Raw genomic sequence first — 21,641 nt, 5'->3', positions numbered from 1 at the left:
GGCAAGCCTCGCTCCTACAGATGATCGAAGGCCCCTGTAGGAGCGAGGCTTGCCCGCGAAGAGGCCCGCTCAGCCGCCGGGGCTCTTTGATCCCGCCAACACCTTCAACGCCACCTTACGCTCCTCAACCGGTAACGCGCCCAATTTCTCCACCGCCGCATAAAACCTCACCCAATCCCCATCGACCTGCCCGAACAGCACGGCAAACGCCGGCACCCACTGGTCATACAAACCAAACGGGAGCAGTCGAGCATTGTTCATCGGGGTGTTGATCCAGGCATCGTAGCGTTTGTTCCCGGCCCATTGGCTGTCGCGTAACGTCCGGTACTCACGGCGCAATTGTTCGAACTCTGCCGCTTTTCGCTCGCGCATTTGCCCGGCAGGCAGCGGCAGGGCGTAAAGCCGTTCCAGCCTCTTGCGGGCGTCCAGAATCAATTGGATGAACTGGTCGCGTTGCTGCTCCAAAGCTCCGTTGTCCGGCGGCATGCCTCGGAATGCGCGCCATTGGCGAGTGCCTTCCTGCTCGACGAAGGTGGCGAAGGACTCGTTGAACTCGGTGTCGTCTTTCACATAAAAACGTTGATGGGCGAGTTCGTGGAAAATCAGCGTGGCCAACCGTTCGTCGCCCCAACCCATCATCGAGCTCATGATCGGGTCGTTGAACCAACCGAGCGTCGAATAGGCCTCGACGCCGCCAATCGACACGTCCATACCTTGCAATCGTTGCAACGCGGCCTCACCGCGGGCAGCGCTCTGGCTGTAATACCCGCGATAGGCGACGCAGCCAGCGATGGGGAAACAATGGTTCTGCGGCTTCAGCGAAAACTCCGGCGTGGCAAAGACGTTCCAGACTACAAACGGTCGGCCGATGTCGGCGTACAGGCGGTAGCTCTGGTTGTCCGGCAGGTGCAGACGTTGGCTGGCGAATGTCCGGGCCTTTTGTGATTGGGCCAAATGCGCGCGCAGTTGCTGATCGCGACCGGGATCGGCAATCACACTGGAAACCGGCTCCCGTGCCCGCAGCAAGTGCAGCTGACCACTGGCCAATTGGCCGTAATAGCTGATGCTGGTGCAGCCGTTAAATAACAAAAGAAGCATCCCCGGAAACAAAATGCGTAAAACGCGATCAAGTAACCCAAGGCTTGGACGCGGCCTGATCAAAATGAATCATCCCTGGAAAGTCTGCCCGCAAGACTATCCCGCCTATTGGAGCTCCGCTATGCGCAAGTTGATGCTGACGGGAGGCCTGCTGATGCTGGCCGGTTGTGCTGGACTGCCCACCCCTGATCCTTCGCAGGCATGGATCGATCTGGATTCACGGCAGGAAGACACCGCGCTGCAAGCGGTGGAAGTCGATGACAAGGCTTCCATCGATAAGCGCTACTTCGAGGTACAGCCGGGCAGTCATGAGCTGACGGTTCGCTACTTGTTCGCAGTCCAGCCGACCAACATTGGCCCCGACGCCGAGCCGCTGTGGCGCGACTGCCAGCTGAATGTGAAATTCAAGGACTTCAACGCCGGTCAGCGATATCAGCTGCAAGCGGGCTATATCGGCTTTCGGCCGTGGGCGAAGCTCTATGATCAACAGCGAAAAGTGATTGGGCAGGGCACACCGGCAGGCTGCCAACGTACTTGATCGACGCTATGCTGAATGATCAGTCCTTGGGAAATTCATCATGCGCAGGTTGTTGCTGTTGCTCGCTGCAGGCGCCTTTGTCGGTTGCACGAGTCCGTTGCCGGCGGTCGATCCGCAGATGGCCTGGGTCGACTTCGCTACGCCGAGCCCCGGCGGGAAACTACTGATGGCCGAACGGCTGGACAACCAGCGGCTGAGCGACGGGCGTTACTTCCAGGTCACCCCGGGAAGCCATGAACTGAGAGTACGTTTCGATTTTGAAGTGCTTGGTGGTGGCTCGGGCTTGATGAACGCTCCGCTGGAGCGGCTGTGCTACTTGACCATCAACTACGACCATTTCGAGGCCGGCCAGCGTTACCTGCTGGAAGCGCGTTCCATAGCGTTCACCCCCAGCGCCCGGCTGTACAACGCCAAGCGGGAGATTGTTGCCGAGGATCGACTGACCAACTGCGTCATGTGAGACGAATTAACGGTCATTTTTTTGGTAGATGATTTTCTTGGTGCCGCCTTCGCATGAGCCGACGACCATGTTCTGATCGTGCACTTCGTCATTGGTGACGATTTCCAGGGTGTAGGACGAGACGTTATTGGCCTGGATCTTGGCTTCGATCTCGGCCTTGAGTTCCTCACAGGATTTCGGTGCCGCGAGGGCCGATGTGGCCAGCGTGCAACAGATAACCGCCAAGGCAAAACGTTTCATGGTTGAAGCTCCCTTAAGGCAGCGCGCAGGGTGATGCGCTGAAGCTGCTGTCATTTATTCGACCACAATTTTGTCTGTCAGGTTATGTTCCAGGGCAAAAAAGACCGCAACCTGCGGAAGGGAGCCCGCGAAGGCTGCGATCTTTTACCCGCTAACGTATCAACCCATTATCAGCTGACCAACGTCGCATCCAGGCTGATTTTCGCATTCAACACTTTGGAGACCGGGCAGCCTTCTTTGGCTTTGTTGCTCAGTTCCTCGAATTGGGCTTGGGTCGCCCCGGGGATTTTCGCCTTGAGAATCAGTTTTACCGCTGTGATTGCAAAGCCACCGTCTACCTGGTCCAGGGTAACTTCGGCATTGGTATCGATACTGTCGGCCTTAAGGTTGGCCTCGCCGAGAATCATTGAAAACGCCATGGAAAAACAGCCCGCGTGAGCCGCGCCGATCAGCTCTTCCGGATTGGTGCCTTTACCCCCTTCGAAACGGGCCTTGAAGCCGTAGGGCGCTTCTCTGAGGACGCCGGTTTCCGTGGAAATCGAGCCGATACCGGTTTTCAGATCACCTTCCCAATGAGCCGATGCTTTCTTTGTGATAGCCATGTCTGCCTCCTCAAGATCCGGCGCGAAACGTCGCGCCTTCGTGGTTTTCGGTTACCAGGGTTCTGAGGATAGACCGTCAGCCAAAGTTCACCTCATCTGATTGATCCGCTAATCGTGTAGGAATTTTGTCTCTCCTATTGAAACTCGGGTATATGCCCTCATTGCATAGAACACGCTTATAGACTCGGCAGGTTTTCGTTCGTGAAAAAACCTGCTTACCCATTGGAGAAGCAGGTTTATGAAACGACTATCCGATATCAAGTTCTCGACCCTCGATCTGGTGCCCGTGCGGGAGAACGGCAGTGCGGCCCAGTCCCTGCACAATTCCCTGGACCTGGCGCAGCACGTCGAAAAATTCGGCTACAACCGCTTCTGGGTTGCCGAACACCACAACATGGACGGGATCGCCAGTTCGGCGACCTCGGTGCTGCTGGGCTATTTGGCTGGCGGCACTTCGACCATTCGTGTCGGTTCGGGTGGCGTGATGCTGCCCAACCACGCGCCGCTGGTGATCGCTGAACAGTTCGGTACCCTTGAAAGTCTGTACCCGGGACGGATCGACCTGGGCCTGGGGCGCGCCCCCGGCTCCGATCAGATGACCGCCCGCGCCTTGCGTCGTGAGCGCTCCGGCAGCGCCGACGACTTCCCGGAAGACGTGACCGAACTGATGCGCTACCTCGGCCCACGCACGCCGGATCAGCGGATCATTGCCATGCCGGGTACCGGCACCAACGTTCCGATCTGGTTATTGGGTTCGAGCCTGTTCAGTGCGCAGTTGGCCGGTGAGCGCGGTTTGCCCTACGCCTTCGCCTCACATTTCGCACCGCGCTTCATGCATGAGGCAATTCGCGTCTACCGCAACCACTTCAAGCCTTCAGCGGTATTGGATAAGCCTTACGTGATGCTCGGCGTGCCACTGGTGGCTGCAGACACCGATGAGCAAGCCGACTACCTGGCCACTTCGGTTTATCAGCGAATCCTCGCGTTGATGCGTGGCCAGAGCCTGGTGCAACGCCCGCCAGTGAAGACCATGGAAGGCCTGTGGCTGCCCCATGAGAAAGAAGCGGTCGGTGATTTCCTGGGCTTGGCCATGGTCGGCAGCCCGCAGAAAATCCGCGCCAAGCTGGAAGTGCTGATCGAACAGACTCAGGCCGATGAGCTGATTTTTACCTGTGACCTGTACGAACATGCCGATCGCCTGCACTCCTATGAGTTGCTGGCGCAGCTCATGAAGGGCTGAAGCGCAAACCGCACCCACAAAAAAGCCGACGCCATTGCGTCGGCTTTTTCATTTTCGAGGGCGGTCAGCCCTGCTTGTAGACGATTTGCCTGGAGCCTTTTTCACAGGTGCCGACGACTTTTCCGTCAGCAGCAGCGCCTTTGTCGATGATCTCCAGTGTGTAATTGGAAACGCCCTTGGCATCCAGTTTCGCTGCGATTTCGGCTTTCAGCTCGTCGCATGACTTGCCCTGGGCAAAGGCTGTTCCCGCAAGGCTCAACAAACCTATCGCCAAAATAAACTTCTTCATGGGTTGCACTCCCTGGTCGGATCAATAGGGGGAGGGCATCCAGCTATCGACCGGACGCACTCACCACGTAGCGCTTTGCCATTCCCTATGGCATTCGGCCGGCGCGCAAGTTCAGAAGACTAGCTTAAGCTCAGCTACTGGCAATCCGGAATCCGACTTTGAGCGTCACCTGAAAGTGTGCCGCTTTGCCGTCCTTGATGTGCCCACGGGTTTCGGTCACTTCAAACCATTCCATGTACTTGAGGCTTTTGTTGGCTTCGGCCAGGGCGTTGTTGATCGCATCTTCAATGCTGGTGGTGGATGAGCCAACCAGCTCGACTTTTTTGTAGGTGTGATGATCAGTCATGGCGTTCTCCTAAGGGTGTGAAATACAGCCTAGCAGTGATTTTTCTTATTTCTTCTGTCGACTAATCCGGGGGGAAGTTCAGATTTACTGCACTTTCCCGAACCCTTGAAGTCCCAACCAACACACGCCACTCATCAACAATGCAGGAGAGCCACCATGGCCAATACCTCGTTACGCAAAGCCTCATTGCAAAGCATGGAAGCCGAGATCGAGAGTCTGCTGAAATCGTTGGAAAGCCTGAAGGACGACGCCTCGGACGAGTCGCGTAAAACCCTTAAAACGCTGAAAATCAACGCCGAGAACGCGCTGAAGCATTCGCGTCATCTGCTCTCCGATGCCTATGAAGAGGTCAAGGTCAAAACCCGTGAAACCGGGATCGCGACGCGTGACTACGCCCAGGAACATCCTTGGACTACAGCCGGCGTCGCCGTTGGTGCGTTGGGCCTGCTCGCGGCCTATCTGCTGTGCAAGCGCGGTAATTAAGATGCTTGGCGCAGTTCGTTTTTAAGCCACTGCGCCAATTGCCGAGCGCGCCCGTCCGCGGCGCGCTTGGGTAGCCATAACGCCAGTTGCGCCGGGGTTTCACAGAAACCCCATGGCGCAACCAGGCGGCCGGCTTTCAAGTCCTCGGCCACCAGCGGCTCAGGAGCGATGGCCACACCCAGCCCGGCCACTGCCGCCTCCAGCAAATAATACAAATGCTCGAACCCCTGACCGTACTTCAGCGCCTTGGAGTCGAGGCCGCTTTGCTGTGCCCAACTCGGCCAGGCTTGCGGGCGTGAGGTGGTGTGCAGCAAGGGTTCGGTCAACAGTGCGTTTGCCGGTGCGTTCTGCAGCCTTTCGTAGCCGACGAATCGTGGGCTCATGACCGGGCCAATGCGTTCGCTGGCCAATTCGTAGACCTGCATGTCCGCCGGCCATGGCGGCTCGGCAAATACCAACAAAGCATCCAGGCCGGGCCGCCGTGGATCGAGATCGCCTTCGCCAGCCGACAGGTGCAAACGCAGATCCGGCAGGTCTGCATTGAGCCGCCCCAAACGCGGAATGAACCAGCGCGCCAGCAGGCTGCCCGAGCAACCCAGCACGAACGGCGCATCGGCGGTGCTTTGGGTCAGTTCGGCGCAAACGCTGCGCAATCGCTCGAAGGCTTCGCCGCTGACATCGCGCAAACGAACACCGGCATCTGTGAGTTTCAGGCCGCGTCCATCCTTGATGAACAGACTCACGCCGAGGTGTTCTTCCAGCACCTTGAGTTGTCGGCTGACCGCACCATGAGTGACGTGCAGCTGTTCGGCGGCCTGACTGACGCTGTTCAGGCGGGCAGTGGCTTCGAAGGCGCGAAGGGCGTTCAGCGGCGGAAGGTCGTGGCTCATGGGATATGTGAGTTTTCCTGACAGATTGTGGCGATCTTATCGGTTTTCAGTGCGAGATGTCAGGGGTAGAGTGAACCCCATCGTCACCTCTCGAATACAACTGGAGCGACCCATGACCCAGACTAATCTGCGCAACGGCCCCGACGCCAACGGCCTGTTCGGCGCGTTCGGTGGCCGTTACGTCGCCGAAACCCTGATGCCGTTGATCCTCGATCTGGCCCGCGAATACGAAGCGGCCAAGGAAGATCCGGCGTTCAAAGAAGAATTGGCCTACTTCCAGCGAGATTACGTCGGACGTCCAAGCCCACTGTATTTCGCCGAGCGTCTGACAGAGTTCTGCGGCGGCGCGAAGATTTACCTCAAGCGCGAAGAGCTGAACCACACCGGCGCGCACAAGATCAACAACTGCATCGGCCAGATCCTGCTGGCGCGGCGCATGGGCAAGAAGCGCATCATCGCTGAGACTGGCGCTGGCATGCACGGCGTGGCGACCGCCACCGTGGCTGCGCGTTTCGGCCTCGATTGCGTGATCTACATGGGCACCACCGACATCGAACGTCAGCAAGCCAACGTGTTTCGCATGAAGCTGCTGGGCGCCGAAGTGATCCCGGTGGTCGCCGGTACCGGCACCCTCAAAGATGCGATGAACGAAGCCCTGCGTGACTGGGTGACCAACGTCGACAGTACCTTCTACCTGATCGGCACCGTGGCCGGCCCGCACCCGTATCCCGCCATGGTTCGCGACTTCCAGGCTGTGATCGGCAAGGAAACCCGCGAGCAGTTGCAAGCCCAGGAAGGCCGTCTGCCCGACAGCCTGGTGGCGTGCATTGGCGGTGGTTCCAACGCCATGGGCCTGTTCCACCCGTTCCTCGATGACAAGAGCGTTGAGATCATCGGCGTCGAAGCTGCCGGTTATGGCATCGAAACCGGCAAGCACGCGGCCAGCCTGAACGGCGGCGTACCGGGTGTTCTGCACGGCAACCGTACTTTCCTGCTGCAGGACGACGACGGCCAGATCATCGACGCTCATTCGATTTCCGCCGGCCTCGACTATCCGGGCATCGGCCCGGAACACGCCTGGTTGCATGACATCGGCCGCGTCCAGTACACCTCGGTGACCGACGATGAAGCCCTCGACGCGTTCCACAAATGCTGCCGTCTGGAAGGGATTATTCCTGCATTGGAAAGCGCCCATGCCCTGGCCGAAGTGTTCAAACGCGCACCGACGCTGCCGAAAGATCACCTGATGGTGGTCAACCTGTCCGGCCGTGGCGACAAAGACATGCAGACCGTGATGCACCACATGGAACACTCTCAACAAGAGCAATCCAAGCAGGAGAAACACTGATGAGCCGCCTGCAAACGCGTTTTGCCGAACTCAAGGAACAGAACCGCGCCGCCCTGGTGACCTTCGTGACCGCCGGCGACCCGAGCTACGACACGTCTCTGGCGATCCTCAAAGGCTTGCCGGGAGCGGGTGCCGACGTGATCGAGTTGGGCATGCCCTTCACCGATCCAATGGCCGATGGCCCGGCGATTCAACTGGCCAACATTCGTGCCTTGGGCGCCAAACAGAACCTGGCGAAAACCCTGCAAATGGTTCGCGAGTTCCGCGAAGGCAATAACGAGACTCCGCTGGTGCTGATGGGTTATTTCAACCCGATTCACATGTACGGCGTGCCGCGTTTCATCGCTGAAGCCAAAGAGGCCGGTGTCGATGGCTTGATCGTGGTCGACATGCCGCCCGAGCATAACGGCGAGCTGTGCGACCCGGCACAGGCGGCGGGCCTGGACTTCATTCGTCTGACCACTCCGACGACTGATGACGTGCGCTTGCCGACTGTATTGAACGGCAGTTCCGGCTTTGTTTACTACGTGTCGGTGGCGGGTGTGACCGGTGCGGGCGCGGCGACTCTGGAACATGTCGAAGAAGCCGTCACCCGTCTGCGTCGCCATACCGATCTGCCGATCAGCATCGGTTTCGGTATCCGTACACCGGAGCAAGCAGCGTCCATCGCGCGTCTGGCCGACGGTGTGGTGGTGGGGTCGGCGCTGATCGATCACATCGCCAATGCCTCGACGCCGGATCAGGCTGTGGAGGGTGTACTCAGCCTGTGCGCGGCCTTGTCCAACGGCGTGCGTAAAGCGCGGGTCAGCTGAAGGTAAAGTTCCTGATCCAGAGGAATTAGAGCCTCGCGGCACAGACTAAACAGCAAGACCGAGGGCTTCAGGACTACGTTCTGAAGCCCTTTTTGCTGTATGGCTGTGAGGAAAGACTTGATGAAAATGCCGAAACGTCTGATTGCCAGCCTGGGCGTGCTGATGCTCAGTGCGACCCCGTTGCTGCATGCTAGCGCCGATCAGCGCGCCGATCGCGATCGCGGCGGCCGCAGCTCCATAGGGAAGTGATCCAGGCGCCGCCAAAGGTTCGGGCCGCGTTCGGACGATCTTATGCTTTCAGGGCAATTCCAACCCACCCGCAGCCTTGTGTAACTTCCTCAGATGCTCGCCAACCTGCTTCAGATTGGCTTCGTTGGCGGCCATTTCGGCGGCACGGCTCGGCTCGAGCAGTGCTCTGACCTCTTTGTCGAGATCCCCGGTCAGCGCTTGAAGCTGCTTTTGACGCAGGCTGCTTTCCGACTCCAGGCGGGTCCACTCGTTTGGTTGTGGCAAACCATAACCACCGGTGCCGAGCAGTTCGGCCGGCCGACTGAGGAAGCCGCTGTTAGCGAGAATCTCCTGCAAGGTCGCATTGGCCTTATCCATGCCGCCATCCTTCAATTCCCGAGCGCCCAGATAGCGTTGCTTCACTTCGTCCTGAGCCAGCACCATCTGCTGACGGAAACTGGCCTGCTCCAGCAGCAGCAACGCTGCGCTGGTGCGCAAATCAGCCTGGTCAATCCATTTGCGGCGCTCATCAGCTTTCAAGGACAGCCAGTCCTCGACCTTGTCCTGCTTGATCGGCAAATGCTTTTTCAGCACTTCGAACATCGCTTGATAACGCTCGCGGAAGGAGTCGAAGCGATAGCCCAGGCGCAGTGCTTCACGGGGATCATCCAATACGCTGGTGTCCGCCAGTCCGCGGCCCTTGAGCACTTCCAGCAAACCGTTGGGCATGATGCTGTCGAGGCCGACCAGTTGCGCATTGTTGGTGCTGCTGCGCAGTAATTTCAGGCCTTCTACTGCGCAGTTGTTGGACAGGAAAAAATAGTTGCCGTCGTAACTCCAGTGCATTTCCGCGGCGTGTTCCACCACGTCTTCGATCTCGCTTTGCGACAGGTTCAGCGGCACTGAGGCCAGGCTGCGCAGTTCGGTCTTGGTGTATTCGTCGATCACTTGGGCCAGCGGCAAGACAAACAGGCGCGACGGGTATTTACCCACCAGCCCATCCCAGCTCGATAGCTGTAGGTCACCGACGAAGGCGCGGTAGGACAACACCAGATGCTGATCCAGATCCAGTCGACAATCCGGCCCGCGAGGCCGACCCGGTGCACAGATCACCAGTCGTAGCATGCTGTGACCCCAGCGGCTGACCCAGTTCTGGTTGGCTTCTGCCAGTAGATAGTCAACAGCGTAAACCCGCTCCGGATCGACCTGGCCCAGGGGCTGCTTGGCGAAGTCGTTACCCGCATTGAGGAACGCGAAGGACTTGCCGCACGTATCTTTTGCGGCAGGAGCCCAGCCGAAATGTTCTTTGTAGTAGCGATACAGCGCGGGGCGACGGCAGGCATAGCTTGGGTCGAGGAGGAAGTACTCCATGTTGACCGCGACGAACTCCTTCGGGCTGCTCGTCTCGTAGATGTCCGGGCTGCGGGCAATCTGCCGGTTGTGCTGTTCGCGCTCGCCGCGTCGACCGACGTATTGCGGCCAGCCGGCCAAATCTAGCAGACGAGGGTCATCGCTGAGGGTCCAGCGTCGCTCCGTCTGACCACGGCATTGATCGGGGATACCGATCAGCCCGGAGCTGCTGTTACGTTGCATGCAACGCTGGATCAGTGTGCGCTCGGCAGCTGGCCATAGGCGCGCACGGTCATAAATATGGGTGAGTTCGTGCAACACCGTGGCGAGCATTTCCCGGCGCACGGTACCGTGGGGACGATACGTTTTTTGGGTCGCGGCGCTGCCGTTGGTGAGGCTGGCGAGCAGATTGCGATTCAGGTCCAGCTCGGACACCAGCGACGCCTGACCGTAAGCATCGCTCGGCATGTCGTCGGTCCAGCCGACATCAATGCGCCGGTCCAGTTGCTCGATGAAGCGCGGCGGTAACGCCTGCATGGCTTCATCAAGCAGTGCCTGACTGGCCTGCTGTTGCGCGGGGCTCAGACCGTCGGTCTTGAGCCGTAGTTGCAGGCCGGCCTGAGCCGTATTGCCGAGCAGCAATACAACCCCGGCCAACAGCCAGGCGCCTAGCGACTTCACAGTGCGAGGATGGCTTCGGCGAGAACCTGATCACTGGCGTCGCGGGCTTCCGGTACGCGGGTGCGCAAGGTGTCGAAGGCCGCTTCCAGGTGCGCACCGCGGATTTCACCGTCGCTGGCGACGAAACTGGCCGCATCGTCCTGGGCTTCACGGACAATCTTCGAATCACGGATGGACGTGGTGGTATCGGACGTGAAATCAAGTGTGCGCTGGGTGGCGTTGATGAGGATGTTACTGGTGGCTACCAGGGTGTGCGCCTGGGCCACGTCGGCCAACAACAGCAGGCCAAGGGTGGCAGCAATCAGAGGGCTACGCATGGAACGACTCCGGAGGAACAAGGGATAACTATTGGACGAGAATTGCCTGCGCCAGTTCAAGGTCGCTGGCATGAAGTTTTGGCTGGGTCCGACGCAGGTAAATCAAGGCGGACTCCAGTTGCGATCCACGCAGCTGACCGTCGCTGGCAACGAACGCGGCAGCGTCATCCCGGGCGGCGATCAGCAGTTTATGGTCGAAGGGCGCGGAGGTCACCATGCTGGAGGCATAACCACTGGCCACGGTGCCTTGCGTAGAAAGGTTGAAAGCATCGAAGGCGTGGGCCGAACCCGACCAGCAAGCCGCAAGAAAAACCGCAGTGATCGACAGATTGGAAAGAAAACGCATGAGACTCGATAGCTGAAAGCGAGTCCCAAGGCTAGCGCAATGCCCGGGCTAGAGCCAGCGCCGAAACATTGGGACACGACGGGCGTGTCCCGCGTCAGAGCTGTCGCTTAGATTGTCAGGATGGCCTGGGCCAGCTGTGCGTCGGTCGCATTCAGTTGTGGAGTCTGTTGGCGGATATGGTCGAGAGCGCTTTCCAGTTTCACACCACGAATAGCGCCTTCGCTGGCGACGAAGCTGGCGGCATCGTCACGAGCAGCACGGACGATTTTGTCGTCGCGAAAGGAAGACGAGACATCCGACGTTGCGTCAGAGGACGCCTTCAGTCCACCAACAATGGAATCGGTGGTCACGATAAAACTGGTGGCGTGGGAATTGGCAGCAACGGCAAGCAGGGCGGCAGCGCTGAGCAGACGTAGACGGGACATGGGGTAGCTCCTTTGGATAGACCGATTTAGAGGTGGCTCAGGATCAGACGCCTGTCGTAAAGCGTTCGCCACGTTCTAGCTGGATATTAGGCCTGTGCACCTCGGTTAGAACAGTCCCCGTCTGTTAATGGGGAAAGTTAGCGCCAGAACGGTTTGTCCACTTCATTGAGGCGCTCGGCATGGCTGATGCCCAGATCCGAGAGCTGTTGATCATTGAGTTGGCCCAGTAACCGTCGGGTGCGAGCCCTTTCCAGCGGCAAACGCTCTCAGTAATCCTCGAAGCCTGGCCAAGCGGGGCTTCGCTTGCGGTGTGACGATGGAAACATTTAGTAAGTTATTCATGGGCGCGGTCCTTTTGCCAACGTGTCGGGATTCAATGGTGACCCCCTTTCGCCTGTGGGCACAGACACACTCTGATGAAATTGTACTGGTTCATTTTGTATAAATTATAAACTGTACCTGTTAGCGGTTATCTCTTCTGTAAGGCCCAAATGAAAGCTCCAAAACGACAAAACCCGTCGTGGTTTCCCACGACGGGTTTTGTTTGTTCAATTCGGGGTGCTGGCGGTGGATCCGGAGGATCAGAGCCAGCGACGCTAACTTAGCGCCAGAACGGCTTGCTCAGCTCTTCGTAGCGTTGTGCTTCGCTAATCCCGGCGTCAGCCAGCAGACGCGAATCCAGACGAGCCAGTTGATGGCGGCTGGTGATGCGGCGCTGCCACAGCATCAGGTTGGCGATAACGCGCAGAGGCATGGAAGCCTGGGTTTTTGCAGCAGTATCTTCGAAGAACAGTTCGGAACTGAGTGTACGTTCCATGGTTGACATCCTTCCGCTTATGGCGGGATTAGGTAGTGGTTTAACTGATGCCAATGATCCTCTCGTTTGGCCAGTCTCTGTAGATACAGTTCACCTGTATTGTGAGAGACCAGTTAACTGTTAAAAGGCAGTGTACTGGTCGAAATTGAGGCAACTGTACCTGTCTGCACTAATACGGTGCATTTCTGCTCAATACAGCGCAAAAGATAGGAAAATACCGTAGGAAAAGACCGGTACAGCAGTACAGTTTTTTGCGGCGTTGGGTGTTATCACCGCGAGCTGACGAAACTGTGTTTGCGTCAGCTGCAATCTGTATCAATTACACCGCGAGCATGCGCCCGGTTTCTTCCAGGTTTATGTGCCAACTCAGGGCATCGCGAAGGATGTGCGGGGTATGCCCGCCGACTGCGCAAGCGGCAGTGAAGTAGTCATTCAAGGCAGGTCGATAGTCCGGGTGAACGCAGTTGTCGATGATGACCCGCGCGCGCTCACGCGGTGCCAGGCCACGCAGGTCGGCCAGGCCTATTTCGGTCACGAGAATGTCGACGTCATGTTCTGTGTGGTCGACGTGGCTGACCATGGGAACCACGCTGGAAATCGCGCCACCCTTGGCAATCGACTTGGTGACAAAGATGGCCAGGTGCGCATTGCGCGCGAAATCGCCGGAGCCGCCGATGCCATTCATCATTCGTGTGCCGCAGACGTGGGTGGAATTGACGTTGCCGTACAGGTCGAACTCCAGGGCAGTGTTGATGCCAATGATGCCCAAGCGCCGCACCACTTCGGGATGGTTCGAGATTTCCTGAGGGCGCAGCACCAGCTTGTCCTTATAGTGCTCCAGATTCCCGAACACATCGGCATTGCGCCGGCTCGACAGGGTGATCGAACTGCCCGAAGCAAAGCTCAGCTTGCCAGCGTCGATCAGGTCGAAAGTCGAATCCTGCAGCACTTCGGAGTACATGGTCAGGTCTTCAAACGGCGAATCGATCAAGCCGCACATCACCGAATTGGCAATAGTGCCGATACCGGCTTGCAGCGGGCCTAGCTTGTTGGTCATGCGCCCGGCAGCCACTTCTTGTTTGAAGAAATCGATCAGGTGATCAGCGATGGCCTGTGTGTCGCTGTCAGGCGGCAAGACAGTGGACGGCGAGTCGGACTGATTAGTGATCACGATCGCGACGATTTTTTCGGGCGGTATCGGGATGGCGGTACTGCCGATGCGGTCGTCGACCTTCACCAGCGGAATAGGCGTGCGGGTCGGCCGGTAGGTCGGGATATAGATGTCGTGCAGACCTTCGAGATTCGGGTTGTGCGCCAGGTTGATCTCGACGATCACGTGTTTGGCGAAAATCGCGAAGCTGGCCGAGTTGCCTACCGAGGTGGTCGGCACGATATGGCCCTGCTCGGTAATTGCCACGGCTTCGATCACCGCGATGTCCGGTAGCTTGAGTTGTTGGTTGCGCAATAGCTCCACGGTTTCCGACAGGTGCTGGTCGATGAACATGACTTCGCCGGCATTGATCGCCTTGCGCAGGGTGCTGTCCACCTGGAACGGCATGCGTCGCGACAGTACGCCGGCTTCAGTCAGTTGTTTGTCGAGGTCGTTGCCCAGGCTGGCACCGGTCATCAGGGTAATTTTCAGCGGCGTGACCTTGGCGCGCTCGGCCAGTGCATGAGGCACAGCCTTGGCTTCGCCGGCTCGGGTAAAGCCGCTCATGCCGACGGTCATGCCGTCCTGAATCAGAGCGGCAGCGTCGGCGGCGCTCATCACCTTGTCCAACAACGAAGGCAAGCGAATACGGTCACGGTACATAATTATTTTCTCGGGGCAACGGAAGCAAGGTGCGCAGTCTAGTGAATTTGATGAGCCTGCGTCCCGCTACCAAGGTCGCATTCGAGGCGTCTATTCTGGGTCTTTCAGACAAAACACCGTTACAGGATCCGTAACAGCCACAAGCAAAAACGCCCCGACGAGTCGGGGCGTTCAGGTTGCCGAAGGGTATTACTCGACGGCTTTAACCATGTCTTCGATGACTTTCTTGGCGTCGCCGAAAACCATCATGGTCTTGTCCAGGTAGAACAGTTCGTTGTCCAGACCGGCATAGCCGCTGGCCATCGAGCGCTTGTTGACGATGATGGTCTTGGCTTTGAACGCTTCCAGAATAGGCATGCCGGCAATCGGCGATTTCGGATCGTTCTTGGCCGCCGGGTTAACCACGTCGTTGGCGCCGAGCACCAGCACCACGTCGGCCTGACCGAACTCGGAGTTGATGTCTTCCATCTCGAACACCTGGTCGTAAGGCACTTCGGCCTCGGCCAGCAATACGTTCATGTGGCCAGGCATCCGGCCCGCAACCGGGTGAATCGCATACTTCACGGTCACACCACGGTGGGTCAGCTTCTCGGTCAGCTCTTTCAATGCGTGCTGCGCACGGGCCACCGCCAGGCCATAGCCCGGAACGATGATCACGGTGTCGGCGTTGGTCAGCAGGAAGGTGGCGTCGTCAGCCGAACCGGATTTCACCGGGCGGGCTTCTTTCGAACCTGCCGGGCCAGCGGCATCTGCGGTGTTGCCGAAACCGCCGAGCAGCACGTTGAAGAACGAACGGTTCATCGCCTTGCACATAATGTACGAGAGGATCGCACCGGAAGAACCGACCAGCGAGCCGGCAATAATCAGCATCGAGTTGTTCAGCGAGAAGCCGATACCCGCTGCTGCCCAGCCGGAGTAACTGTTCAGCATGGACACCACGACGGGCATGTCTGCGCCGCCGATCGGGATGATGATCAGCACGCCCAGCACGAAGGCCAGGGCTAGCATCAGGGCGAAAGCGCTAAGGTTGCCGGTCAGCATGAAGGTGATGCCCAGAGCCAGTGTCGCCAGGCCCAGCAGCAGGTTCAGCTTGTGCTGACCGCCGAACTGTACCGGTGCGCCCTGAAACAGGCGGAACTTGTACTTGCCCGACAGCTTGCCGAACGCGATCACCGAACCGGAGAAGGTGATTGCACCGATGGCCGCGCCGAGGAACAGCTCCATGCGGTTACCGGCAGGAATGGAATCACCCAGTTGCTTGACGATGCCCAGGGATTGCGGCTCGACCACCGCAGCGATCGCGATGAACACTGCGGCCATACCGATCATGCTGTGCATGAAGGCGACCAGTTCCGGCATCTTGGTCATTTCAACACGCTTGGCCATGATCGAGCCGGCAGTGCCGCCGACCAACAGACCCACGATGACGTAACCGCTGCCGGCAGTAGCAAGCTCAGCGCCCAGCTTATAGATGAGGCCCACGGTAGTGAGGATCGCCAACGCCATGCCAAGCATGCCGTAGACATTGCCACGCCGCGACGTGGTTGGGTGCGACAGGCCTTTGAGGGCCTGGATGAAGCAGATCGACGCGATCAGGTAGAGCGTCGTTACCAGATTCATGCTCATTACTTGGGCGCCTCTTCTTTTACGGCTTTCGGGGCTTTTTTCTTGAACATCTCAAGCATTCTGCGAGTCACGAGGAAGCCACCGAACACGTTCACTGCCGCCAGAGCCACCGCCAGGGTGCCCATGGTCTTGCCCAGTGGGGTCACGGTCAAAGCTGCCGCCAGCATGGCGCCGACGATCACAATCGCCGAAATGGCGTTGGTCACCGCCATCAACGGCGTATGCAGTGCAGGTGTAACGTTCCACACCACGTGATAACCGACATAAATCGCCAGCACGAAGATGATCAGGTTGTAGATACCGGGGGAGATAAGCTCTTCCATCGTCTGAATCCCTGCTTAGGCGTTTTTGCGGATGACTTGGCCGTCGCGGCACATCAGGCACGCGGCGACGATGTCGTCTTCGAGGTTCACTTCGAACTGGCCTTCTTTGTTGAAGACCAGCTTCAGGAAGTCCAGCAGGTTGCGCGCGTACAGAGCCGAGGCATCGGCCGCGACTGCGCCGGCCAGATTGGTCGGGCCGCAAATGGTCACGCCATTTTCGACGACCACCTGATCGGCCACGGTCAGCGGGCAGTTGCCGCCCTGGGCTGCCGCGAGGTCGATGACCACCGAGCCTGGCTTCATTTGCGCCACGGTTTCGGCGCTCAATAGCGTCGGCGCCTTGCGGCCCGGGATCAGTGCGGTGGTGATGACAATGTCAGCCTGCTTGGCGCGTTCGTGCACGGCCAAGGCCTGGCGCTGCATCCAGCTGGCCGGCATGGGGCGTGCGTAACCGCCGACACCGACGGCGCATTCGCGCTCTTCATCGGTTTCGTACGGCACATCGACGAATTTCGCACCCAGGGATTCGATCTGTTCCTTCACGGCAGGACGCACGTCGGACGCTTCGATGACTGCTCCCAGACGTTTCGCCGTGGCAATCGCCTGCAAACCGGCTACGCCAGCGCCAAGAATCAGCACGCGCGCCGCTTTCACGGTGCCCGCAGCAGTCATCAGCATCGGCATGAAGCGTGGATAGTGGTGAGCGGCCAGCAACACGGCTTTATAGCCGGCGATGTTGGCCTGGGACGACAGCACATCCAGGCTCTGGGCGCGGGAGGTACGCGGCGCGGCTTCCAGCGCAAACGCGGTAATGCCGCACTCGGCCATTTTTGCGATGGTTTCATTGCTGAACGGATTGAGCATGCCCACCACAACGGTGCCGCTCTTTATCAGTGTCAGCTCGCTGTCGCTGGGGGCGACCACCTTGAGAATCAGCTCTGCGCCAAATGCATCATTGGCGCTGCCAATGTTTGCGCCTGCCGCTTCATAAGCACTGTCGACAACGCTGGCATTAATGCCGGCGCCGCTTTGCACAGTGACCTTATGACCCTGGCCGATCAGCTTCTTGATGGTTTCCGGGGTTGCAGCAACCCGTGTTTCACCCGTCTGGGTTTCGAGAGGAACACCAATGTGCACGTCAAATCTCCTGCGTGATCTTGTTGAGTAAACCCAGGCACTTCGGATGGTGCGTCTGGGGTGGCCGATCAGCACGATCCCGCCAAATCAGGGCGGGGCGCGGCATTTTGCAGGCGAACTTTGTGCCCTTCAAGGGATTATGACGGGTGACGGAAAATTAACTACAAGTCACCCCGTGACCGAATGTCGCAGTGATCGGCGCAATCCCTTGTAGGCCGTGGCTTGTGAGGATTCTGTCCAAAATTCAAGAATTTACACATCGGCACGGTGAATGAGTCGTCATTGCCTGCCAATAGAGGCTCAAGGCCACGTATTCAGGCCTTTGTAGGACGTTTGTGCTACTCCTCAGTACAGTCTGCCAATATGCGACAAATACTTATATCTGTAGTGCTTTTGTTTTGCTGACTACGGGGTCAGCTAATAAGTGCAAGCCTTTATCCTTCTAGGCTGTAGCCTTGTGCCTGAATCACCAGCCAATCGCGAAATGCCCTTAAAGACGCAGATTCGATCTTTCGCTCGGGAATCATCAGGTAATAGGCCTTAATGCTCGATAGTGCCTGGGCGTTGGCAATCACCAGGCGCTTCTCTGCCAATTCGCGCTGAATCAGGAACGGTGGAATCAGCGCGATCCCCATATCGTGCATCGCAGCCTGAGCAAGCATGGAGAATAGCTCGTAACGCGGCCCTGTCATGTCTCGCGGGATATTCAGGTTTTGGGAGTTGAACCACTGGCGCCAGGCATAAGGACGTGTGGTCTGCTGCAGCAGGGGCAGTTCGGCGATTTCACTAGGGCTCAGATTGGTTTTTTTGCCCAGTAACGTGGGGCTGCACACCGGCATCGGATTTTCGCCCATTAGCCTGTGGGATTCGGTACCTGGCCAGTCTGCGTCGCCGAAATAGATCGCGGCGTCGAAGTCGGTGTCGGCGAACAGGAAGGGGCGCGTGCGGTTGGTAAGGTTGACCGTCACTTCCGGGTGTTTCTGCTGAAAATCCTTGAGTCGCGGTAGCAGCCATTGAGTGCCGAAGGTTGGCACCACCGCCAACTCGATCATGTTGGCGCCTTGCTGGCCCATCACTGACAAAGTGTCGCGTTCAACCGCATCGAGTTGGGTGGCTACTCGGCGGCTGTAGGAAAGCCCGGCCTCCGTCAGCTTCACTCCGCGCCGGGAGCGTCGGAATAGTTCGACGCTGAGGAACTCCTCCAGGCTGGCGATCTGTCGGCAAATTGCTCCTTGCGTGAGGGAAAGTTCCTGGGCGGCCTTGGTAAAGCTCTCATGGCGCGCTGCCGCCTCAAAGCTGATCAGGGCGGTAGTGCTGGGGATCTTCCTGCGCATGTACGTCAACCTCACTAATACATCGCATATAAGCCATTTTGCGACGTTACGGAGTGAGAAATTAGCACAACAGTATGCAAAATCCTCGTTTGTCGTGAAGCCAAACCCGGCCTAGGATCACTCCACGTTATTTGACCCGATTCGAGAGGACTCACTCATGGGCGGTAAAGCTAGCTTCAACTGGATCGATCCCCTGCTGCTGGATCAACAGCTCAGTGAAGAAGAACGCATGATTCGCGACACCGCTCAGCAATTCGCTCAGCAGAAGCTCGCGCCGCGTGTTCTCGAAGCTTTCCGTCATGAGAAGACCGACCCGGCGATCTTCCGCGAGATGGGTGAAGTGGGTCTGTTGGGTGCGACCATTCCTGAGCAATACGGTGGCAGCGGCCTTAACTACGTCAATTACGGTCTGATTGCCCGTGAGGTCGAGCGTGTCGACTCTGGCTATCGCTCGATGATGAGCGTGCAGTCCTCGCTGGTCATGGTGCCGATCAACGAATTCGGTACCGAAGCACAAAAGCAGAAATACCTGCCGAAACTGGCCTCGGGTGAATGGATCGGTTGCTTCGGTCTGACCGAGCCTGACCACGGTTCCGACCCGGGCGCGATGATTACTCGTGCACGCAAAGTGGAAGGCGGCTACAGCCTCACCGGCAGCAAAATGTGGATCACCAACAGCCCGATCGCCGATGTGTTCGTGGTTTGGGGCAAGGACGACGCGGGCGATATTCGTGGTTTTGTTCTGGAGAAGGGCTGGAAAGGCCTTAGCGCTCCGGCGATTCACGGTAAGGTTGGTCTGCGTGCATCCATCACCGGCGAGATCGTCATGGACAACGTGTTTGTCCCTGAAGAGAACATTTTCCCGGATGTCCGTGGCTTGAAAGGCCCTTTTACCTGCCTTAACTCAGCGCGTTACGGCATTTCCTGGGGCGCACTGGGCGCTGCCGAGTTCTGCTGGCACACCGCTCGCCAGTACACCCTGGATCGTAAGCAGTTTGGTCGTCCATTGGCGGCCACACAGTTGATCCAGAAGAAGCTGGCTGACATGCAGACTGAAATCACCATGGCGCTGCAAGGCTGCCTGCGTCTGGGTCGTATGAAGGATGAAGGCACTGCTGCCGTCGAGATTACTTCGATGATGAAGCGCAACTCCTGTGGCAAATCCCTCGATATCGCCCGCATGGCGCGCGACATGCTGGGTGGCAACGGCATCTCCGATGAGTTCGGTGTCGCTCGGCACCTCGTCAACCTGGAAGTGGTGAATACCTATGAAGGTACGCATGACGTCCACGCGCTGATCCTCGGTCGCGCGCAGACCGGCATCCAGGCGTTCTATTAATAGGAGTACGGCCATGGGCGCGCTTTCGCATCTACGGGTACTGGATTTGTCGCGGGTGCTTGCCGGGCCTTGGGCCGGGCAGATCCTGGCGGACCTTGGCGCCGAAGTCATCAAGGTCGAGCGCCCGGGCAATGGCGATGACACGCGCGCCTGGGGGCCTCCGTTCCTTAAAGACGCCTATGGCGAGAACACCAGCGAGGCGGCCTATTACTTGTCCGCCAATCGCAATAAGCAATCAGTGACCATCGACTTCACGCGGCCAGAGGGGCAGCAGCTCGTGCGTGAGCTGGCGGCGAAGTCGGACATCCTCATTGAAAACTTCAAGGTCGGTGGTCTGGCGGCTTACGGGCTGGACTATGAATCGCTCAAGGCGATTAATCCGAAGCTGATCTATTGCTCGATCACTGGATTCGGTCAGACAGGTCCGTATGCCAAGCGTGCGGGTTACGACTTCATGATCCAGGGCTTGGGCGGCCTGATGAGCCTGACCGGTCGTCCCGAAGGAGATGAAGGCGCGGGCCCGGTGAAAGTCGGCGTGGCGCTGACAGATATTTTGACCGGTCTCTACTCAACGGTAGCGATCCTGGCGGCCTTGGCTCATCGGGACCAGGGCGGTGGCGGTCAGCATATAGACATGGCATTGCTGGATGTTCAGGTGGCGTGTCTGGCCAATCAGGCGATGAACTACCTGACTACAGGCGTTGCGCCTAAACGCCTGGGCAACGCTCACCCGAATATCGTGCCTTATCAGGACTTTCCTACGGCCGATGGCGATTTCATCCTCACCGTGGGTAACGATGGGCAGTTCCGCAAGTTTGCGCAGGTGGCTGGTCAGCCGCAGTGGGCGGATGATCCACGTTTTGCGACCAACAAATTGCGGGTGGCTAACCGAGCAGTATTGATTCCGCTTATCCGCCAGGCGACCGTGTTCAAGACTACTGCCGAATGGGTGGCGCAGCTGGAGCAGGCAGGCGTGCCATGCGGACCGATCAATGATCTGGCTCAGATGTTTGCCGATCCTCAGGTTCAGGCGCGGGGGTTGGCCATTGAGCTGCCTCATGCCTTGGCCGGGATGGTGCCGCAGGTTGCGAGCCCGATACGTCTGTCCGAGACTCCGGTGGAGTACCATAGTGCGCCTCCTTTGTTGGGTGAGCACACGCTGGAGGTTCTGCAGCGGGTGTTGGGTCTGGATGCCAGCGTCGTTGCTGGGTTCAAGGCGTCTGGAGTGCTCTGAGTATTCCTTCTATATAGGAGGGCTGTTTTTGCTCTCCTATATAGAGGGGATGCGCAGTTTTCCGGCTTTCCGCAAGTTATTGATAGAAAAGCGTAATCAGGGGTTGACGGCAGATTCTGGAAGTCTATAATTCGCCCCACTTCCGGCGCAGTCGAAACGGAAAACTCCTTGGTAAACAAAGAGTTACGCAGTTTTCGACAGCGGTTACGCTTCAGTTCATCGAAGCCAGAAGGAGTTGGTAAGGCAGTGTGTTTTCGCCTTATTGACGGTTCGATCATCTCGGTCGAAAGCGGAGAAAAAGAGGTGTTGACAGCAGCGTGTAACG

General features: G+C 58.2%; 24 protein-coding genes and 2 pseudogenes. 9 read left to right on the top strand and 17 right to left on the bottom strand.

Going from position 1 to position 21,641, the window contains the following annotated elements:
- Positions 1-69: 69 nt before the first annotated feature.
- Entirely contained in the window at positions 70-1,161 is a 1,092-nt protein-coding gene (locus TU81_RS25940; RefSeq protein ID WP_082157885.1) for an aminopeptidase, read from the bottom strand.
- A 58-nt stretch (positions 1,162-1,219) separates the two neighbouring features.
- Between TU81_RS25940 and TU81_RS25935 the strand changes: the two genes are divergently transcribed.
- Both TU81_RS25935 and TU81_RS25930 read left to right on the top strand, forming a co-directional pair.
- Positions 1,220-1,636 (top strand): PA0061/PA0062 family lipoprotein, encoded by a 417-nt coding sequence (locus TU81_RS25935; RefSeq protein ID WP_008008024.1) that lies wholly within the window; start codon positions 1,220-1,222, stop codon positions 1,634-1,636.
- Between the two features lie 40 nt (positions 1,637-1,676).
- The gene (locus TU81_RS25930) at positions 1,677-2,096 is read left to right on the top strand and encodes a PA0061/PA0062 family lipoprotein (protein WP_038980311.1); all 420 of its coding nucleotides are present in this window, start codon (positions 1,677-1,679) and stop codon (positions 2,094-2,096) included.
- Between the two features lie 6 nt (positions 2,097-2,102).
- Here TU81_RS25930 and TU81_RS25925 read toward each other — a convergent pair whose 3' ends face one another.
- Both TU81_RS25925 and TU81_RS25920 read right to left on the bottom strand, forming a co-directional pair.
- Complete coding sequence (locus tag TU81_RS25925; protein WP_048397315.1) at positions 2,103-2,336, bottom strand: DUF1161 domain-containing protein; 234 nt, start codon at positions 2,334-2,336, stop codon at positions 2,103-2,105.
- Positions 2,337-2,506: 170 nt separating this feature from the next.
- Complete coding sequence (locus TU81_RS25920; RefSeq protein ID WP_038980307.1) at positions 2,507-2,938, bottom strand: OsmC family protein; 432 nt, start codon at positions 2,936-2,938, stop codon at positions 2,507-2,509.
- 238 nt (positions 2,939-3,176) lie between these two features.
- Between TU81_RS25920 and TU81_RS25915 the strand changes: the two genes are divergently transcribed.
- Positions 3,177-4,178: an LLM class flavin-dependent oxidoreductase gene (locus TU81_RS25915; protein ID WP_048397313.1), complete on the top strand. Its 1,002-nt coding sequence runs from the start codon at positions 3,177-3,179 to the stop codon at positions 4,176-4,178.
- Positions 4,179-4,242: 64 nt separating this feature from the next.
- Here TU81_RS25915 and TU81_RS25910 read toward each other — a convergent pair whose 3' ends face one another.
- Positions 4,243-4,467 (bottom strand): DUF1161 domain-containing protein, encoded by a 225-nt coding sequence (locus TU81_RS25910; RefSeq protein ID WP_048397311.1) that lies wholly within the window; start codon positions 4,465-4,467, stop codon positions 4,243-4,245.
- Between the two features lie 130 nt (positions 4,468-4,597).
- Complete coding sequence (locus tag TU81_RS25905) at positions 4,598-4,813, bottom strand: dodecin (protein ID WP_007902773.1); 216 nt, start codon at positions 4,811-4,813, stop codon at positions 4,598-4,600.
- A gap of 156 nt (positions 4,814-4,969) precedes the next feature.
- On the opposite strand from TU81_RS25905, the gene TU81_RS25900 reads away from it, so the two are divergent.
- Complete coding sequence (locus TU81_RS25900; protein ID WP_007902771.1) at positions 4,970-5,296, top strand: DUF883 family protein; 327 nt, start codon at positions 4,970-4,972, stop codon at positions 5,294-5,296.
- On the opposite strand, the gene TU81_RS25895 is transcribed toward TU81_RS25900, so the two are convergent.
- Positions 5,293-6,186, bottom strand: coding sequence for a LysR family transcriptional regulator (locus TU81_RS25895; protein WP_048397309.1), 894 nt, complete (start codon positions 6,184-6,186; stop codon positions 5,293-5,295). The genes TU81_RS25900 and TU81_RS25895 overlap by 4 nt on opposite strands.
- A gap of 112 nt (positions 6,187-6,298) precedes the next feature.
- On the opposite strand from TU81_RS25895, the gene trpB reads away from it, so the two are divergent.
- The 3 genes and pseudogenes from trpB to TU81_RS30980 all read left to right on the top strand — a co-directional run.
- Positions 6,299-7,534: a tryptophan synthase subunit beta gene (trpB, locus tag TU81_RS25890; protein WP_007902766.1), complete on the top strand. Its 1,236-nt coding sequence runs from the start codon at positions 6,299-6,301 to the stop codon at positions 7,532-7,534.
- The gene (gene trpA, locus TU81_RS25885) at positions 7,534-8,346 is read left to right on the top strand and encodes a tryptophan synthase subunit alpha (protein ID WP_038980299.1); all 813 of its coding nucleotides are present in this window, start codon (positions 7,534-7,536) and stop codon (positions 8,344-8,346) included. Before trpB ends, trpA begins: the two co-directional genes overlap by 1 nt.
- Before the next feature lie 120 nt (positions 8,347-8,466).
- Positions 8,467-8,574, top strand: a pseudogene (locus TU81_RS30980) (anti-virulence regulator CigR family protein); the annotation flags it as partial.
- A gap of 69 nt (positions 8,575-8,643) precedes the next feature.
- Here the strand turns inward: TU81_RS30980 and TU81_RS25880 are convergent.
- From TU81_RS25880 to TU81_RS25835, 11 genes and pseudogenes are all read right to left on the bottom strand, one after another.
- The gene (locus TU81_RS25880) at positions 8,644-10,605 is read right to left on the bottom strand and encodes a DUF7844 domain-containing protein (RefSeq protein WP_038980297.1); all 1,962 of its coding nucleotides are present in this window, start codon (positions 10,603-10,605) and stop codon (positions 8,644-8,646) included.
- Positions 10,602-10,922, bottom strand: coding sequence for a DUF2388 domain-containing protein (locus TU81_RS25875; protein ID WP_038980296.1), 321 nt, complete (start codon positions 10,920-10,922; stop codon positions 10,602-10,604). The genes TU81_RS25880 and TU81_RS25875 overlap by 4 nt, the downstream gene beginning before the upstream one ends.
- Before the next feature lie 28 nt (positions 10,923-10,950).
- Complete coding sequence (locus TU81_RS25870; protein ID WP_038980295.1) at positions 10,951-11,268, bottom strand: DUF2388 domain-containing protein; 318 nt, start codon at positions 11,266-11,268, stop codon at positions 10,951-10,953.
- 107 nt (positions 11,269-11,375) lie between these two features.
- Positions 11,376-11,693, bottom strand: coding sequence for a DUF2388 domain-containing protein (locus TU81_RS25865; protein ID WP_007902756.1), 318 nt, complete (start codon positions 11,691-11,693; stop codon positions 11,376-11,378).
- A 137-nt stretch (positions 11,694-11,830) separates the two neighbouring features.
- Positions 11,831-12,035: pseudogene (locus TU81_RS30575) on the bottom strand (DUF1127 domain-containing protein).
- A gap of 259 nt (positions 12,036-12,294) precedes the next feature.
- The gene (locus TU81_RS25860; RefSeq protein WP_030129620.1) at positions 12,295-12,510 is read right to left on the bottom strand and encodes a DUF1127 domain-containing protein; all 216 of its coding nucleotides are present in this window, start codon (positions 12,508-12,510) and stop codon (positions 12,295-12,297) included.
- A gap of 319 nt (positions 12,511-12,829) precedes the next feature.
- A complete protein-coding gene (locus TU81_RS25855; RefSeq protein ID WP_007902745.1) occupies positions 12,830-14,323 on the bottom strand; it encodes an acetyl-CoA hydrolase/transferase family protein in 1,494 nt (497 codons plus the stop codon).
- Positions 14,324-14,512: 189 nt separating this feature from the next.
- Entirely contained in the window at positions 14,513-15,949 is a 1,437-nt protein-coding gene (locus tag TU81_RS25850; RefSeq protein ID WP_048397306.1) for an NAD(P)(+) transhydrogenase (Re/Si-specific) subunit beta, read from the bottom strand.
- Entirely contained in the window at positions 15,949-16,272 is a 324-nt protein-coding gene (locus TU81_RS25845; protein WP_003187010.1) for an NAD(P) transhydrogenase subunit alpha, read from the bottom strand. Before TU81_RS25845 ends, TU81_RS25850 begins: the two co-directional genes overlap by 1 nt.
- A gap of 15 nt (positions 16,273-16,287) precedes the next feature.
- Entirely contained in the window at positions 16,288-17,409 is a 1,122-nt protein-coding gene (locus TU81_RS25840; protein ID WP_048397305.1) for a Re/Si-specific NAD(P)(+) transhydrogenase subunit alpha, read from the bottom strand.
- Between the two features lie 434 nt (positions 17,410-17,843).
- Entirely contained in the window at positions 17,844-18,743 is a 900-nt protein-coding gene (locus TU81_RS25835; protein WP_048397303.1) for a LysR family transcriptional regulator, read from the bottom strand.
- Positions 18,744-18,900: 157 nt separating this feature from the next.
- On the opposite strand from TU81_RS25835, the gene TU81_RS25830 reads away from it, so the two are divergent.
- Both TU81_RS25830 and TU81_RS25825 read left to right on the top strand, forming a co-directional pair.
- Positions 18,901-20,082 carry an acyl-CoA dehydrogenase gene (locus tag TU81_RS25830; RefSeq protein ID WP_048397301.1) on the top strand — a complete coding sequence of 394 codons (1,182 nt, stop codon included), beginning with the start codon at positions 18,901-18,903 and terminating at the stop codon, positions 20,080-20,082.
- 13 nt (positions 20,083-20,095) lie between these two features.
- Positions 20,096-21,316: a CaiB/BaiF CoA transferase family protein gene (locus TU81_RS25825; protein WP_048397299.1), complete on the top strand. Its 1,221-nt coding sequence runs from the start codon at positions 20,096-20,098 to the stop codon at positions 21,314-21,316.
- Positions 21,317-21,641: the final 325 nt, after the last annotated feature.

The sequence above is a fragment of the Pseudomonas lini genome (genome assembly GCF_001042905.1).
Classification (GTDB): Bacteria; Pseudomonadota; Gammaproteobacteria; order Pseudomonadales; family Pseudomonadaceae; genus Aquipseudomonas; species Aquipseudomonas lini.
Note: the sequence above shows the minus strand (reverse complement) of the source record. Positions and strands in the feature narration are given on the sequence as shown.

Bases quoted from the DNA above. Each gene is read 5' to 3' on its own strand.
- TU81_RS25900 (WP_007902771.1), top strand. From the start codon at position 4,970: ATGGCCAATACCTCGTTACGCAAAGCCTCATTGCAAAGCATGGAAGCC.
- trpA (WP_038980299.1), top strand. From the start codon at position 7,534: ATGAGCCGCCTGCAAACGCGTTTTGCCGAACTCAAGGAACAGAACCGC.
- TU81_RS25920 (WP_038980307.1), bottom strand. From the start codon at position 2,938: ATGGCTATCACAAAGAAAGCATCGGCTCATTGGGAAGGTGATCTGAAA.
- TU81_RS25870 (WP_038980295.1), bottom strand. From the start codon at position 11,268: ATGCGTTTTCTTTCCAATCTGTCGATCACTGCGGTTTTTCTTGCGGCT.
- TU81_RS25930 (WP_038980311.1), top strand. From the start codon at position 1,677: ATGCGCAGGTTGTTGCTGTTGCTCGCTGCAGGCGCCTTTGTCGGTTGC.
- trpB (WP_007902766.1), top strand. From the start codon at position 6,299: ATGACCCAGACTAATCTGCGCAACGGCCCCGACGCCAACGGCCTGTTC.
- TU81_RS25910 (WP_048397311.1), bottom strand. From the start codon at position 4,467: ATGAAGAAGTTTATTTTGGCGATAGGTTTGTTGAGCCTTGCGGGAACA.
- TU81_RS25860 (WP_030129620.1), bottom strand. From the start codon at position 12,510: ATGGAACGTACACTCAGTTCCGAACTGTTCTTCGAAGATACTGCTGCA.
- TU81_RS25935 (WP_008008024.1), top strand. From the start codon at position 1,220: ATGCGCAAGTTGATGCTGACGGGAGGCCTGCTGATGCTGGCCGGTTGT.
- TU81_RS25835 (WP_048397303.1), bottom strand. From the start codon at position 18,743: ATGCGCAGGAAGATCCCCAGCACTACCGCCCTGATCAGCTTTGAGGCG.
- TU81_RS25915 (WP_048397313.1), top strand. From the start codon at position 3,177: ATGAAACGACTATCCGATATCAAGTTCTCGACCCTCGATCTGGTGCCC.
- TU81_RS25875 (WP_038980296.1), bottom strand. From the start codon at position 10,922: ATGCGTAGCCCTCTGATTGCTGCCACCCTTGGCCTGCTGTTGTTGGCC.
- TU81_RS25925 (WP_048397315.1), bottom strand. From the start codon at position 2,336: ATGAAACGTTTTGCCTTGGCGGTTATCTGTTGCACGCTGGCCACATCG.
- TU81_RS25845 (WP_003187010.1), bottom strand. From the start codon at position 16,272: ATGGAAGAGCTTATCTCCCCCGGTATCTACAACCTGATCATCTTCGTG.
- TU81_RS25850 (WP_048397306.1), bottom strand. From the start codon at position 15,949: ATGAGCATGAATCTGGTAACGACGCTCTACCTGATCGCGTCGATCTGC.
- TU81_RS25905 (WP_007902773.1), bottom strand. From the start codon at position 4,813: ATGACTGATCATCACACCTACAAAAAAGTCGAGCTGGTTGGCTCATCC.
- TU81_RS25830 (WP_048397301.1), top strand. From the start codon at position 18,901: ATGGGCGGTAAAGCTAGCTTCAACTGGATCGATCCCCTGCTGCTGGAT.
- TU81_RS25825 (WP_048397299.1), top strand. From the start codon at position 20,096: ATGGGCGCGCTTTCGCATCTACGGGTACTGGATTTGTCGCGGGTGCTT.
- TU81_RS25855 (WP_007902745.1), bottom strand. From the start codon at position 14,323: ATGTACCGTGACCGTATTCGCTTGCCTTCGTTGTTGGACAAGGTGATG.
- TU81_RS25865 (WP_007902756.1), bottom strand. From the start codon at position 11,693: ATGTCCCGTCTACGTCTGCTCAGCGCTGCCGCCCTGCTTGCCGTTGCT.
- TU81_RS25895 (WP_048397309.1), bottom strand. From the start codon at position 6,186: ATGAGCCACGACCTTCCGCCGCTGAACGCCCTTCGCGCCTTCGAAGCC.